Raw genomic sequence first — 15,399 nt, forward strand, 5'->3', positions numbered from 1 at the left:
GGCTTACTTCTTGGGCAGCTTGAGCTGCGACAGGTCGATGCCTTCGAGTCCGGGTGGCAACTGGTCGAGTCCCTTGGGCATGTTCGACAGGTCGGGCATTCCGGCAGGCATGCCACCGGGCATACCCGGGAATCCGCCCATGCCGGGGAACCCTCCGCGCATCTTGGGCTGCGTCGGACCCTTGCCGCCCTTCTTGCCCTTCTTGCCCTTCTTGCTGCGCACCTGCTTACGCGCGCCGGGCATACCCATACGGCCGGCCATGGCAGCCATCATCTTGCGGGCTTCGAAGAAACGGTCCACCAACTGGTTAACGTCGGAAACCTTGACACCCGAACCGTTTGCGATGCGCAGACGGCGCGACGCGTTGATGATCTTGGGGTCTTCACGCTCGGCAGGCGTCATACCGCGGATGATGGCCTGAATGCGGTCGAGTTGCTTCTCGTCGACGTTGGCCAGCGCGTCCTTCATTCCGCCTGCGCCTGGCAGCATGCCGAGAAGGTTGCCGATCGGGCCCATCTTGCGGACAGCCATCATCTGATCGAGGAAATCCTCGAGCGTCAGCTGGCCGGAGCCGATCTTGGCGGCGGTTGCTTCAGCCTGCTCGGCGTCGAAGACCTGCTCGGCCTGCTCGATCAGGCTCAGGACATCGCCCATGCCGAGGATGCGGCTGGCCATACGGTCCGGGTGGAAGACGTCGAAGTCTTCGAGCTTCTCGCCCGTCGACGCGAACAGAATCGGCTGGCCCGTGATCTCACGAACGCTGAGCGCGGCGCCACCACGGGCGTCGCCGTCGAGCTTGGTGAGGACAACACCGGTGAAGCCGACACCCTCACGGAACGCCTCGGCCGTGCTGACCGCGTCCTGACCGATCATCGAGTCGAGAACAAAAATTGTCTCGTCCGGGTTGACGGCGTCACGAATACCGGCAGCCTGCTCCATCAGATCTGCGTCGATGCCGAGTCGGCCGGCGGTGTCGACGATGACCACGTCGTACTGCTTGTTGCGCGCCTCTTCGACGCCGGCTCGGGCTACCTCGACGGGGTCGGCAGCGGAGACGCCGAGAGCGTTCTCGCCGCCGCCGATGGACGTACCCGGGTGCGGCGCGAAGACGGCGGCACCGGCGCGTTCGCCGACGATCTGCAGCTGTGTGACGGCGCCGGGACGCTGCAGGTCACACGCAACCAGAAGTGGAGTGTGGCCCTGATCCTTGAGCCACTTGGCCAGCTTGCCGGCGAGGGTGGTCTTACCGGAACCCTGCAGACCGGCCAGCATGATGACTGTCGGGGGGTTCTTGGCGAACTGCAACCGACGAGTTTCGCCGCCGAGGATCTGAACAAGTTCCTCGTTGACGATCTTGACGACCTGCTGCGCCGGGTTGAGAGCACCGGACACCTCGGCGCCCTTGGCTCGTTCCTTGATCTTGGCGATGAAGCTGCGCACGACGGGCAGCGCAACGTCGGCCTCGAGAAGTGCGAGGCGGATCTCACGGGCGGTCGCGTCGATATCGGCGCCGGACAGACGACCCTTACCACGCAGATCCTTGAAAGATCCGGTCAATCTGTCGGAAAGGGATTCGAACACCGAGTGCGCTCCTGAAGGTCGTGCGAGTTTGCCGTGGATATTCTCGGGCACCAGCCTAGCCGCTACGTCCGCACCGATCCCAGCCGATGCGGACGTAACCGCTTTCAGGCGTGTCGCTACTGCGGCTTTTTCTCCGGCTGCGGCAGCGGCACAACACTCAGAACGGCGGCCTCGACGCGCTCACGACTGGCCCGCGAATCGGCCCCACCGAAGTCGAGGCAGAACGAGTCGATGACAGACGAGCCCAGGGTCGCGACTTTTGCCCACCTGATGTCGGCGCCGCTGCGTTCGAGAGCTGCGGCCAGACGACACAGCAATCCGACGCGATCCTCGGTACGTACCTCGAGGATCGCCTGACCCTCACCAGGCGAATCGAACCAGATGACCCGCGGCGGTGCCTGCGCATACAGGACCGGGATCGCCGAACTCTTACTCAGCGCAATCGGATCTTCCCACTGCTGCGCCCGAGTTTCCTCTTCCTTGGCATCGAGTAGCTCTAGCAGGTTCAGCTCGCCCTCGGATGCGCGGATCAACTCCTGCCGTAGCAGCGCGGCTTGCGGCGGTGCCCCGAAACGCGGAGTCACGACAAACGAGTTGACCGCAGATCCCGCGTGGGCGCCGAGCGAAGCCGAATGCACGCGAAGCGACGACAACGCAAGAATCCCCGCGGCCCGTGACAACAGGCCGGGTGCATCCGGAGCAATGACCGTGACGACGTACGTATGCGCGTTCTCGGCCGGAGACAACGACACGTGAACACCGCCGTCCTCGGCGATGGACAACTGCTCGGGATCGAGCGGATCCGGAGCGGGCAGATCCTCCCCCGCCATCAGCAAGCGGCATCGACGCACAAGTTCACCGATCAACGACGATTTCCAATCACCCCACACACCCGGACCCGTTGCCAGAGAATCTGCTTCGGCGAGTGCATGAAGAAGGTCGAGCAGCGTTCCGTCACCGCCCAGTGAATCGACGACCCCCTGCACCGTCGCCGGATCGTCCAGATCGCGTCGTGTCGCCGTTTCCGGCAACAACAGGTGATACCGCACCATCGCGGACAGCATCGCGACGTCGGAAGGCCAGAGCCCCAACCTGTTTCCGATTGCCGTGGCCAGTTCCGCGCCGACCACACTGTGATCGCCGCCGCGCCCCTTACCGATGTCGTGAATCAAGGCTCCGAGCATCAGCAGATCAGGACGCGCGACCCGCGTCGTGAATCCGCTTGCGTATGCGGCGGTTTCGACGAGGTGCCGATCGACCGTCCAGGTATGGACGGCGTCACGCGGAGGCAGATCCCGGATCGTGCCCCACTCCGGCAACAGTCGCCCCCACAATCCGGTGCGATCAAGAGCTTCGATGACCGGCACCGCCCGAGAACCCGACCCCAACAACACCAGCAGATCGTTGACCGCGTTCTTGGGCCACGGCTCGCGCAGTTCAGGAGCGTTGTCAGCCAAGCGATTGAGCGTCGACGCCGAGATCGGCATCCCACCGGTTGCAGCAGCCGCCGCAACGCGCATGATCAAACCTGAGTCCTTCTTGGGACGAGCATCGCGCGCCAACACGACTTCTCCGGCATGCTCTACGACACCCTCGTCCAGAGGATGACGCACCGGAGGCCGCCGGAGCCGCGACAACCCACGCTTGGGCAAAGAGTTTCCGGCAGTACGGATTCCGACGTCCACCGAATAGCTGATGATGCGCGCCGATTCGCTGAGCAGGCGAGCCAGATCGAATCGATCACCGATCCGCAGTGCGGCGCCGATCTCGTCGGCGTCCTGCGCCCGCAGCTGATCTCGGGGCCGACCGGCCACGCGATGCAACTCCGTGCGTACGTCGAGCAGTCGCCGGTGCGCCAGTGCCAGACCGCCGCCAGGCGAATTGGGACCGAGCCCCGGCATGCCGTCCGTCAACTGAGCGATGGACAGGGCATTGAGCAACTGCACGTCACGCAACCCCCCGCGCCCGCTCTTGAGATCCGGCTCGGCTCGATGGGCGATCTCGCCGCTGCTCGCCCACCGCGACTGGGTCTGCGCGATCAAATCGTCGAACCGCGAGCGAATGTCCATCCGCCATTGGCGTCGCACACCGCTGATCAGCAAATTGGTGAGTTCCATGTCGCCGGCAATGTGGCGAGCTTCCAGCATGCCAAGCGACGCGGTGATATCGGTTGCCGCAACCTGCAAGGCCTGCGGCAGCGTCCGCACGCTGTGGTCGAGTTTGATGTGCGCGTCCCACAACGGGTACCAGAGGCGTTCCGCCACCTGAGCCACCACAGCGGGGTCCATATCGTCGTGCAGCAGAATCAGATCGAGATCGGAATAGGGCAGCAATTCGCGTCGGCCCAGCCCACCGACAGCAACAATCGCAAATCCGCAGTCGGGCTTGATTCCCAATTCGGCGCCCTTGGTGGTCAGCCAGAACTCGTGGAGATCAACCAGTGCGTGTCGCAGCGAAGGTGCGTCGAGCCGACGATTCTTGGGTCCACCGTCGAGTAGTGCCTTGCGTGCGCGGGCCAGGTCCGCGGCTTCATCGGATCCCCCTGACGAGACCGGCCCTGGCCCCGTCGCCTTAGCGACGGAACCAGGGCCGAAGTTCCCGGACCCATTCGGGTCAGAGTGCATCGCCACCACGTTCTCCGGTACGAACCCGGATGACCGACTCGACCGGCGAGACCCAGACCTTGCCGTCACCGATCTTGCCGGTGCGCGCAGCCTCGACGATCACCTCGACCACCTTGTCGACAGCCGCGTCGTCGATCACGACCTCCACCCGAACCTTCGGTACGAAGTCCACGGAGTACTCCGCGCCTCGGTACACCTCGGTGTGGCCCTTCTGACGACCGTAACCCTGAACTTCACTGACAGTCATACCCAGCACCCCGGCCTGCTCGAGCGCGGTTTTGACGTCCTCGAGCGTGAACGGCTTGACGATTGCTGTGATCAGCTTCATGTGCTCATCCCTTTCCCAACTCTGAAGTGCTGCGATTTCACTTTAATCACGTGCTGATCACGCGAGGTCGTATGCGGTCTCTGCGTGTTGGGTCTCGTCGATTCCACGAGCCTCGTCCTCGGCCGAGATGCGCCATCCGAGGGGCTTGAGTGCGTAGCCGATGATCGCGGTGAGAACACCGGTGAAGACAAGAGCGACAACTGCAATCACGATCTGAACCACCAACTGCTTGTAGTCACCGCCGTAGAAGAGACCGGTCGACGTACCGAAGAATCCGATACCGATCGTGCCCCACAGGCCGGAGACGAGGTGAACACCGACAACGTCGAGCGAATCGTCGAAGCCGAAGCGGAACTTCAGGCCGACGGCCAGAGCGGAGAGAATACCGGCGATTGCGCCGAGGAAGATCGAGCCGACCGGGTTCAGTGCACCAGCTGCCGGGGTGATGGCAACAAGACCGGCAACAGCACCGGAAGCAGCACCGAGGCTGGTGGCATGTCCGTCACGGATACGCTCCGTGAGCAACCAAGCGAGGATTGCAGCGGCGGTAGCGGTGGTGGTGTTGACCCAGGCGAGACCGGCAAAACCGTCGGCAGCAAAAGCGGAACCGGCGTTGAAGCCGAACCAACCGAACCAGAGCAGAGCCGCACCGAGCATGACCAGCGGCAGGTTGTGCGGACGGAACGCGGTCTTGCCGAAGCCGGCGCGCTTGCCGACGATCAGAGCGAGAACCAGAGCGGCCATACCGGCGTTGATGTGAACGACTGTGCCACCGGCGAAGTCGATCGGCGGGACTGCGGCAACGAGGCCACCGTCACCGTCATCGGTGGTGCCGAAGATCTTTGCGGCGATGCCGTCCTCGGAACCCGAGAGCAATCCGCCACCCCACACCATGTGAGCGAGCGGGAAGTAGACAACCGTGACCCAGATGCCCGAGAACAGCATCCACGTACCGAACTTCACGCGCTCGGCCAACGCACCGCTGATAAGTGCGGTCGTGATGATGGCGAACGTCACCTGGAAGGCGATGTCGATGACATTGGGGTAGCCCCACGCACCGGCAATGAAGTTACCGTCCGCGTCGGTGATGCTGTCCTTGAGTCCGAAGAACTCGAAGGGATTCGCGAAGATGCCACCGATGTTCTCGGTGCCGTAGGACATGGACCATCCCCACAGCACGTAGATGACACCGATGACGGCCATCGAACCGAAGGACATCATCATCATGTTGAGCACGGACTTGGACCGAGACATGCCGCCGTAGAAGAACGCGACACCCGGTGTCATCAGCAGAACCAGTGATGCGGCCATCAGCATCCATGCGGCGTTACCGGAGTTCGCCAACAAATCGTCGGTACTCACTTACTACCTCCTAGTCGCACGTGCCGGGTGGCACGTCGTTGAGTAGAAGACTGCTGGGCTGGTGTTTCGTCCGTGGCGCGCTTACGTTTCGCGGACGTGAACCAATTACCCAACTTTGTTGCAAGTAAGTTTCATACTGGGATTCTTCGAATCCCTGTGCGCCTTTTCGGTAGTGGGCACTACCGAAAAGGCGCACGGGGGCGCTAGCCCAACAGTGCGTCGACAAACGCTCCCGGTTCGAACGGAGCCAGGTCGTCAGCGCCCTCACCGAGGCCGACAAGCTTCACCGGAACCCCGAGTTCATGCTGAACCTGGAAGACGATTCCGCCCTTCGCCGTACCGTCCAACTTGGTCAGAACAACGCCGGTGATATCGACAACTTCGGCAAACACGCGGGCCTGAGCGAGACCGTTCTGCCCCACGGTGGCGTCGAGAACCAGAAGAACGTCGTCGACCGACGCCTTCTTCTCGATCACACGCTTGACCTTGCCGAGCTCGTCCATCAAACCGGTCTTGGTGTGCAAGCGGCCGGCGGTGTCGATCAGAACGACGTCGACGCCCTCCTCGATGCCACGAGTGACGGCGTCGAAGGAAATAGCAGCGGGATCGCCGCCTTCCTTTCCGCGAACAACCTCAGCGCCGACGCGCTCGGCCCACGTCTGCAGCTGATCGGCCGCAGCAGCACGGAACGTGTCAGCGGCACCAAGAAGTACCCGTCGCCCGTCAGCGACCAATACGCGGGCCAGCTTGCCCGTCGTGGTGGTCTTGCCGGTTCCGTTCACACCGACGACAAGCAGAACCGCCGGATGGTTGTCGTGCGGAAGCGCCCGGATCGAGCGATCCAGTTCCGGACGAAGCTCCGCGACGAGTACCTCACGCAGCAAAGCGCGAGCCTCCGCCTCGGTCCGAACACTGCGGGCTGCCATCTGCGCCCGCAACGTGGCGACAATCTTTTCCGTCGTCGCAGAACCGAGGTCCGCGATCAACAGGGTGTCTTCGACCTCTTCCCACGAATCCTCGTCCAGGTCGCCACCACCGAGCAGACCGAGCAAGCTCTTGCCGACTGCCGACTGTGAACGAGACAGTCGACCACGCAGGCGATCAAGTCGGCCTTCGGTCGGTTCGATCTCGTCGAGAACCCGCGGGGCGGGCTCGACCGGAGCAACAGGAGCCGTCTCGACGACAGGGGCCTCGACCACCGGGGCCTCGACGACTGGCTCTTCGACAACCGGCGCTTCAACGACCGGCTCTTCAACGACCGGTTCCTCGACGACGGGCGCCTCGACAACCGGCTTTTCAACCACCGGCTCTTCGACGACGGGCGCCTCAACGACCGGCTCTTCAACAACTGGTTCCTCAACAACAGGAGCTTCGACAACCGGCTCTACAACAACGGGCGGCGCCGGTTCCGGCTCGACCGGCTTCTCCGGAACTGGCTTCTCCGGAACTGGCGGCTTTGCCGGCGGGGCCGGTGCCGGCGGTGGCGCCGTTGCCGTCGATCCCTCACTGAAGTTGAACCCGCCGCCGGCTTTGTAGCCGCCCGACTTGTCCTTCTCCGGTGCACCGAGCTCCGGCTTCGTCTCGGGCGCCTTCAACGACACCTGGCGGCTGCGGTAGCGCAGGAAACCCGCCACAAGAGCAATAAGTACTACGGCCGCGACAGCCGCGATGATGATCCAAGCCTGGGTAGTCACCGGCTCATTGTTTCAGGCTCGGCAACAGAAAGTGACCAAGGCTTACCGAACGGCGAGGTCTTGCCCTCGCAATCGCTGGGAAATGACAGTCGTGATGCCGTCGCCGCGCATGCTCACTCCGTAGAGAGCATCCGCGATTTCCATGGTGGGTTTCTGGTGCGTGATCACGATCAACTGCGATTTTTCCCGCAGCTGTTCGAAGAGCCCGATGAGGCGGCGCAGGTTGGTGTCGTCGAGAGCGGCTTCGACTTCGTCCATGACGTAGAACGGTGACGGCCGGGCCCGGAAGATCGCGACGAGCATGGCCACCGCTGTCAAGGATTTCTCTCCACCCGAGAGCAAGGAGAGCCGTTTGACCTTCTTTCCCGGTGGTCGCGCTTCGACCTCGATGCCGGTGGTGAGCATGTCCGACGGGTCGGTCAGGACAAGTCGGCCTTCGCCGCCGGGGAACAGTGTCTCGAAGACCCCTACGAACTCACGGGCGACGTCGGTGTAGGCCTCGGTGAACACCTGCAAGATCCGGGCGTCGACGTCGGCGACCACCGCGAGGAGATCCTTGCGCGCTGTTTTGACGTCTTCGAGTTGAGTGGAGAGAAATGTGTACCGCTCTTCGAGTGCGGCAAATTCTTCGAGCGCCAGCGGATTGACCTTGCCCAGAGTTGCGAGGTCTTTCTCGGCCCGCTTGGCCCGACGCTCCTGCGTGGCGCGGTCGTACGGAGCGGGCGCCGGAGCGGTGACCTGCTCGCCGCGCGCCTTGGCTTCTTCGTACTCCGCCAACTCGAGAGCCGTCGGCGGCAATTCGACGTCGGGGCCGTACTCCGCGATCAGATCGTCGAGTCCGATTCCGTACTGCTCGAGAATGGACTCTTCCAATTGCTCGATGCGCATTGCTGCCTGTGCCTTGGCAACTTCGTCGCGGTGAACGGCATCGGTCAGCGATGCGAGCTGCCCGTTCAGCGCCTTGACGATCTCTCGAACCTGGTCGAGCTTGGCGACGCATTCGGTACGGGCGCGCGCCAGGTCGTCGCGATGAGCAACCGCTGCCGCCACGACGGTCTCGAGTTCGCTCACCACTCGCAGACCGGATTCTGCGACTGCCGCAGCCACGGCGGCCGCATGTGCCCGTGCCCGCAACGCGTGTTCTGCCCGCACCCTCGCCTCGCGTTCGGCGGCTGCCGCACGGCGCAGCGAATCAGCTTTTCCGCGAACGGATTCGGCGCGTTCCTCGGCAGTGCGTACGGTCAGTCGCGCATCCATTTCGACGATGCGTACTTCCGCGAGCGCTGCCGCCGCCATTTCCCGGTCGGTGGCGGTTGATTCCGGTTCCCCGGCTTCGAGCCCGCCGTTGTCCTCCGCGTGGCGCAGGCGTTCCTCCAGTTCGGTCAGCGCAGTGAGAGATTCGACTCGACGGGCTTCGGCGCGACTGCGGTGCAACGTCAGTCGCTCCGACTCTTCGTGCGCGACGCGCACCGCCTGACCGAGTCGGCCCAACTGTTCGTAGATCGCGGAGATCGCCGCATCGGATTCGTTGAGTGCGGCAAGAGTCTGTTCTGCGGTTTCCTGCCGGATTGCCTGTTCAGACAGGGCGCCGGCCAAAGCTGCATCCAACTCTTCGGCCCGCAATTGTGTCTGCACCAACTCGGCTGCGGATGCGTCGATGGACGCTTGGGTTTCCAGCGTGCTCGGGCGTCGATCGGAACCGCCGACGAACCACCCCCGGCCGTGTAGGTTCCCGGAGCGGTCGACGGCCCGAATCATGCTGTGTTCAGCCACAACTCGTATCGCCTCGTCAAGGGTGTCGACCAAGACCACGTCGCCCAGGAGAGCGTCGAGTCCCGCTCGCAGTTCGTCCGCGCACTCGATGACGTCGACGGCCCGGCGAATGCCAGGACCGAGGTCGACCGGAGCGGACACGTCGTTCGGCCCGTGGACAATCAACGCCGCCTGCCCACCGTCGTGTTCGGCCAATGCCGATACCGCAGATCGTGCGGCATCACTCGACTGCGCGACAACAGCATCCGCGGCCGGCCCCATCGCAGCGGCAATTGCACTCTCGTAGCCCGGCGTCACCCGAATCATGTCGGCCAGCGCGCCGGTGACGCCGTCGTGGCGCTCCAGAAGCCACCCCGCGCCGTCCTTGCGGGCCAACCCGATCGAGAGCGCTTCGATACGAGCGCTCAGCGACGCGATGCGCTGTCCGCTCGACTTCTCTTCGGCGCGCAACTCGGCAACCCGCGCATCGACGATCGTGAGCGCTTCGACGGCGCGCTCGTGATTGGTGTCGAGACCGACCTCGCCGGCATCGAGGTCACCGATACTTTCCTGCACCGTCTCGAACTCGGCTTCTGCGTCATTCCCGCGGCGTCGGGATTCGTCGATCGATTCGGTGAGCCGCGCAACTTCGGCGTCCGCGGATTCGACGCGCGTTCGTAGGGTGTCTACCTGCCCGGACAGTCGAGCGAGCCCCTCGCGGCGATCGGCCACAGCGCGTACCTCGGCCATGTGTGCCCGTTCCGCTTCTGCCGCAGCGTCTTCCGTGGCTGCCAATTGTTCGCGCGCCGCCTCGGCCGCAGCACGAGCAATCTCGACGCCTTCGATCAACTCGGCTTCCTCAGCCGCCATTCGCTCGGCCCGCGCCTCCATCTCGTCGGGATCCTGGCCACGCACGCCCACCGGTTCGGAGTCGAGGTGACGCGCACGCTCACGTGCGATACGCACCGTGGCGTTGACTCGTTCCGCCAGCGCCGACAACTGGAACCACGTCTGCGCCGCGGCTTCTGCGCCGGGCGTCAGGCGGGCCAGTGCTTGCTCCTGGCGCCCGAGTTCGAGGTTGGCCTCGTCGAGGGCGGCGGCCACCTGATTGTGTTGCTCGCGCGCAGCCTTCTCGTCCTGCGCTTGATCCTGCAGGGCATTGCGTCGGGTCACGAGATCGTCTGCGGCCAAACGCATCTTGGCATCACGCAGATCTGCCTGCACAGTCTGGGCGCGCCTGGCAACCTCGGCCTGACGTCCGAGTGGTTTGAGTTGGCGTCGCAATTCCGCGGTGAGATCGCTCAGCCGAGCCAGGTTGGCCTGCATGGAATCGAGCTTGCGTACCGCTTTTTCCTTGCGGCGCCGATGCTTCAGGACGCCGGCCGCTTCCTCGATGAATGCGCGGCGATCCTCCGGCCGCGATTCCAGGATCGCGGCGAGCCTGCCCTGGCCGACGATGACGTGCATTTCGCGCCCGATTCCGGAGTCGCTGAGTAGTTCCTGGACGTCCATCAACCGGCACGACGAGCCGTTGATCTCGTACTCCCCTGCGCCGTCACGGAACATTCGCCGCGTGATCGACACCTCGGTGTAGTCGATCGGAAGAGCGCCGTCGGAATTGTCGATGGTCAAGGTCACTTCGGCGCGGCCGAGCGGTGCGCGGCCGGAGGTTCCGGCAAAGATGACGTCTTCCATTTTTCCGCCGCGCAATGCCTTGGCGCCTTGCTCTCCCATGACCCAGGACAGCGCGTCGACGACATTCGATTTTCCGGAACCGTTAGGGCCGACCACGCAGGTGATGCCGGGTTCGAATCGCAGAGTCGTTGCCGACGCAAAAGACTTGAAGCCTTTGAGCGTCAGACTCTTGAGATGCATGCGGAGAACTTTACCGTCATCGCGGTCAGCGTTCGACGAACCCGGACAGGTCTCCCCGCGCGGCGTCCCAACTGTCGACAACCAGGTCGACAGTTCCCGGCGTGGTGCCCGAGCGCAACGACTCCAGCAACCTTTCGAGCGGCTCCCGATCACCCTCCGCGACAACGAGTACTCGGCCGTCGCGCTGATTCGACGCGTACCCCACCAATCCCAATTCCAACGCGCGCGCCCGGGTCCACCACCGGAACCCGACGCCTTGGACAAAGCCGTGTACCCACGCCGTCAACCGCACCGGCTCACTCATGACACACCGCCGACCCGATCGAGCTTGTGCACGTCACCCAGGAAACTGGTGGTGTACAGCGCATTCGGATCCCACCCCGGTCCGGCGCCGAACTTCACCGCCGAGGTCAACGGCAAACCGGAAGCAATCTCACACGAGGTGCCCCACTCCGGATCAACACGCACAACCTTGCCACCGGCGTTGAACGCCACGTACAGCGCTCCGTCCGGTCCGACGGTCAAATCGTCGGCCATGTTCGCGGGACCGAACCCTGGCAACGCAATAGTCCGCACAGTTCCACCCAGATCGTCGGCGTTCAGAATGTGAATTGCGGTGGTGAGGTCGAATGTTGTTGTCACAAAAATATTCTGCCCCGATCGAGCCAACCCGTCGACGGTTCCGAGATCCTCGCGCACCACCGTCGCCGAACCGTCACTGCCGATCACGGTCAGTCCGGGTTGTGTCAATGTACGCGTCGTCAGGAATCGATTGCCGTCCAGCGGCACAAGGCCGTTGGGCATCACCAACCCGTCGGCAATCGTCGTCACCGGCCCGTCCGCGACGTTCACTCTGCCCAGAGTGCCGTCCGCGATTCCGAACAGTCCTGAGACTGCAGAGTTTCCGGTGGTGAAGTACACGGCGCCGTCTTGGGCAACCAGCCCACCCGGCCCGTTCACGTTGCTCACCAAAGTCTTTCGGCTTCCGTCCGGCGCAACAGTCAGCAGCGATCCCGGACCGACGGGAGCCGACTGCGACAACACCATCGACCCGGCCCCGTCGAATTCCAGGTTTTCGAGCATTCCCGCACCGGAGGTCACGAGCGTCGACCTCCACTCACCACAACCGTCGCCGGCCCCAGTGGACTCCGCTGCCGCCGGAGTGGACACTGCTACAGCACAACCCAGTACCAGCGCAGCGGCAACACTGCCGGCGCGGAGCATCAGGCGTCCGTGTCGATGGTCAACGTGACCTTGGTGCCGGCTTTGAGGGTGCGCCCCACAGTGCAGACCTTGTCGACGGATCGTTCGATCAGCGTGATCAACCGCTGTTGGGCGTCGGCGTCGAGTTCACTGAGGTCGAGTTCGAGAACCTCGTCCAGTTGCGGGTACACCTCGTTCTCACGATCCGCGGTTCCCGACACTCGAATGGTCGCGTCGTAGTTGTCACCGAGACGGCGCGAAATCGGGAAGTCCGAACTCATTCCCGAGCAGGCTGCCAAAGCGATCTTGAGAAGTTCCCCCGGTGTGAAAACACCCGGTACCGATTCCGATCCGATGAGGACTTCGGCGCCCCGCGAACTCTTGCCGGTGTAGAGGCGGGTGCCGGTACGTTCGACCCAGAGTTCGGTGTGTGCCGGTGCGTTGTCAGCGATCTGTTCAGCCATGCCGCAATCTTGCCACCCTTCTGCAGTGGCGAGTGCGACGACCTACGCTACGTTTCGCCGCGACCTGGGTGCCGGTTGGCAGCGCGGGCAACTGAACGACGATCGATTCATGAACTTCTCACGCCGAATGGGCGCACCACACCGCGGGCACGGCAAATTTTCCTGCCCGTACGCCGAGAGTGAGCGATCGAAGTAGCCGGATTCGCCGTTCACGTTGACGTACAACGCGTCGAAGGACGTGCCGCCCTGCTCGAGCGCCTCACCCATGACACTGCGGGCCGCCGTCACGAGCTCACGCAGCTTGGGCTTTGTCAGGGTTTCGGCGATTCTGTTGCCGTGAACCTTTGCCCGCCACAATGATTCGTCGGCATAGATGTTTCCGATACCGGAGACGACGGTTTGATCGAGCAGTGCACGTTTGATTTCGGTGTGCTTGCCGCGCAGAACGCTCACCACCGATTCGAGATCGAAAGCCTCGTCCATCGGGTCACGCGCGATGTGCGCCACTGACTCCGGCAGCAGGGTCCCGTCCACCTCGACCAACGGCGAAATCGACCAGCCACCGAAGGTGCGCTGATCGACAAACCGAAGATCGGCTCCGGAATCGAGAGCCAGTCGGATACGAAGGTGCTTTTCCCAGTCCACAGTGGGCGGCTGAACGAGCATCTGACCGCTCATCCCGAGGTGAACCACTACACCGACACCAGCCGGTTCCAGAACCAGCCACAGGTATTTGCCGCGGCGCTCGGCCGAGGCGATGGTCTGTCCGGTCAACTGCCCGATCAGGTCGTCGGACCCGAGAACGTGGCGGCGAATAGCGCGGGGATGGAGAACTTCGACAGCCTCGATCGCCGCACCTACAGCGTGAGACTGTAGGCCGCGGCGAACGACTTCGACTTCGGGAAGTTCAGGCAAGAGAAGAACTCAGCCGGCAAGATCGACAGGAGCATCGGCTACAGCAGCGCCCTCGGAAGCCTTCTCCGACATCGCTTTCCATGCCGTACTTGCTGCCTTCTGCTCGGCTTCCTTCTTGGACCGACCGACACCGACACCCAAGGGATTGCCGCTGATAAGCACAGTGGCGGTGAATTCCTTGTCGTGATCGGGGCCGGTAGCCGTGATCTCGTACACGGGAACACCGGCACTGTGTTCTGCGGTCAACTCCTGCAGACTCGTCTTCCAGTCCAAACCGGCACCCAGAAGCGGAGCACGGGTCAGAAGATCGTCGAACAGGTCGAGGACCACACGGCGCGCGGTATCGATTCCGTGCTGCAAGTGGATGGCGCCAAGAATGGATTCCATACCGTCGGCGAGGATGGACGGCTTGTCACGGCCACCCGTCATTTCCTCGCCCTTGCCCAGAAGCAGATGCGCTCCGAGTCCACCTTCACCCAAAGTCCGCGCAACCTCGGCCAGAGCGTGCATGTTGACTACGCTCGCACGAATCTTGGCGAGGTCACCTTCGGACTTGGCCGGGTGTGACAGGTAAAGATTTTCGGTAACAGTGAGACCGAGAACGGAATCCCCGAGGAACTCGAGGCGCTCGTTTGTCGGCAGTCCACCGTTCTCGTATGCATACGAGCGGTGGGTGAGAGCCAGCGTCAAGAGGCCAGGCTCTATATCGACGCCGATAGCGGCGAGGAGCGTGTCGTGATTGCCCTCGCCGCCAACGGCTGAAACTGTATTGTCGCTCGTCATAGTCTTTCTCCGTGGAGAACTAGACAGCAGCGGTTACCTGGCGGCCCTTGTACGTACCGCAGGACGGGCACGCGATGTGGGGCAAGGTCTGCTCGCCACAGCCACGGTTGGGGCAGGTAACGAGGGTGGGCACAGTGGTCTTCCACTGGCTACGACGCGACCGCGTGTTGGATCGCGACATTTTGCGCTTGGGGACAGCCACTTCTACTTCTCCTCGGCTTCGGTGATCACAAGATTTTCACTGGTGTTTGATTCCACGCCAAATTTGGCCGCGAGACCAGCCCAGCGAGGATCAAGTATGTCATGCCCATGCCCAGATTCCGCAATCGCCAGGCGAATGCCACATTCTGAGCACAATCCCAGGCAATCGTCACTGCACAAAGGCTGGAGCGGAAGCGCCAGTCCGACTGCATCGACGATGACCGGTTCCAGATCGATTTCTTCGTCTTCGACCTGGTAGACCTCGCCCTCTTCGGTTGTCTCCTCGGTGACGCTGTCCGGGTAAGCGAACAACTCCGTGAGATAGACGTCCACAACGCTCGTGAACGGCTCGAGACACCGCGAGCACTCACCCGTAGTGGGTGCGTGCACGGTACCGGTGACGAGAACGCCCTCGGATACCGCTTCCATACGAAGATCGAGATCTATGTCCGAACCTGCTTCGATCGCGATGAGATCGAGACCGATGCGATTCGGCGACTGGATCGTTCTCTCGACAGTGCGCATCGACCCTGGACGCCGACCTAACTTGACGGTGTCCAGCAAGAATCCCGCATCAGTGGACTGATGCGATGAATGACGACGATGCGTTGACAAAG

13 protein-coding genes are annotated in these 15,399 nt (G+C 63.1%); all 13 read right to left on the reverse strand.

Annotated elements, in window-relative coordinates; translation table 11 throughout:
• Positions 1-3: 3 nt before the first annotated feature.
• Positions 4-1,581, reverse strand: coding sequence for a signal recognition particle protein (gene ffh / locus EEB13_RS19460; protein WP_141486077.1), 1,578 nt, complete (start codon positions 1,579-1,581; stop codon positions 4-6).
• A 116-nt stretch (positions 1,582-1,697) separates the two neighbouring features.
• Positions 1,698-4,205: a [protein-PII] uridylyltransferase gene (locus EEB13_RS19465; RefSeq protein ID WP_092808602.1), complete on the reverse strand. Its 2,508-nt coding sequence runs from the start codon at positions 4,203-4,205 to the stop codon at positions 1,698-1,700.
• A complete protein-coding gene (locus EEB13_RS19470) occupies positions 4,195-4,533 on the reverse strand; it encodes a P-II family nitrogen regulator (protein ID WP_033236555.1) in 339 nt (112 codons plus the stop codon). Before EEB13_RS19470 ends, EEB13_RS19465 begins: the two co-directional genes overlap by 11 nt.
• A gap of 57 nt (positions 4,534-4,590) precedes the next feature.
• Positions 4,591-5,850 (reverse strand): ammonium transporter, encoded by a 1,260-nt coding sequence (locus EEB13_RS19475; protein ID WP_045067926.1) that lies wholly within the window; start codon positions 5,848-5,850, stop codon positions 4,591-4,593.
• A 248-nt stretch (positions 5,851-6,098) separates the two neighbouring features.
• Complete coding sequence (gene ftsY / locus EEB13_RS19480; protein WP_095885961.1) at positions 6,099-7,589, reverse strand: signal recognition particle-docking protein FtsY; 1,491 nt, start codon at positions 7,587-7,589, stop codon at positions 6,099-6,101.
• A 42-nt stretch (positions 7,590-7,631) separates the two neighbouring features.
• Positions 7,632-11,216, reverse strand: coding sequence for a chromosome segregation protein SMC (gene smc / locus EEB13_RS19485; RefSeq protein WP_045067187.1), 3,585 nt, complete (start codon positions 11,214-11,216; stop codon positions 7,632-7,634).
• A gap of 25 nt (positions 11,217-11,241) precedes the next feature.
• Positions 11,242-11,520, reverse strand: a complete 279-nt coding sequence (locus EEB13_RS19490) for an acylphosphatase (RefSeq protein WP_141486078.1) — start codon at positions 11,518-11,520, stop codon at positions 11,242-11,244.
• On the reverse strand, positions 11,517-12,440 hold the full coding sequence (locus EEB13_RS19495) for an SMP-30/gluconolactonase/LRE family protein (protein WP_141486079.1): 924 nt from the start codon (positions 12,438-12,440) through the stop codon (positions 11,517-11,519). The genes EEB13_RS19490 and EEB13_RS19495 overlap by 4 nt, the downstream gene beginning before the upstream one ends.
• Positions 12,440-12,883 carry an OsmC family protein gene (locus EEB13_RS19500; protein ID WP_033236561.1) on the reverse strand — a complete coding sequence of 148 codons (444 nt, stop codon included), beginning with the start codon at positions 12,881-12,883 and terminating at the stop codon, positions 12,440-12,442. The genes EEB13_RS19495 and EEB13_RS19500 overlap by 1 nt, the downstream gene beginning before the upstream one ends.
• Before the next feature lie 42 nt (positions 12,884-12,925).
• The gene (mutM, locus tag EEB13_RS19505) at positions 12,926-13,798 is read right to left on the reverse strand and encodes a bifunctional DNA-formamidopyrimidine glycosylase/DNA-(apurinic or apyrimidinic site) lyase (protein ID WP_033236562.1); all 873 of its coding nucleotides are present in this window, start codon (positions 13,796-13,798) and stop codon (positions 12,926-12,928) included.
• A 9-nt stretch (positions 13,799-13,807) separates the two neighbouring features.
• Positions 13,808-14,581 carry a ribonuclease III gene (rnc, locus tag EEB13_RS19510; RefSeq protein ID WP_033236563.1) on the reverse strand — a complete coding sequence of 258 codons (774 nt, stop codon included), beginning with the start codon at positions 14,579-14,581 and terminating at the stop codon, positions 13,808-13,810.
• Between the two features lie 19 nt (positions 14,582-14,600).
• Positions 14,601-14,783, reverse strand: a complete 183-nt coding sequence (gene rpmF / locus EEB13_RS19515; RefSeq protein WP_007729318.1) for a 50S ribosomal protein L32 — start codon at positions 14,781-14,783, stop codon at positions 14,601-14,603.
• Between the two features lie 2 nt (positions 14,784-14,785).
• Entirely contained in the window at positions 14,786-15,346 is a 561-nt protein-coding gene (locus EEB13_RS19520) for a YceD family protein (RefSeq protein WP_033236564.1), read from the reverse strand.
• Positions 15,347-15,399: the final 53 nt, after the last annotated feature.

Source organism: Rhodococcus sp. WS3, from assembly GCF_003797085.1.
Lineage (GTDB): Bacteria > Actinomycetota > Actinomycetes > Mycobacteriales > Mycobacteriaceae > Rhodococcus_F > Rhodococcus_F globerula.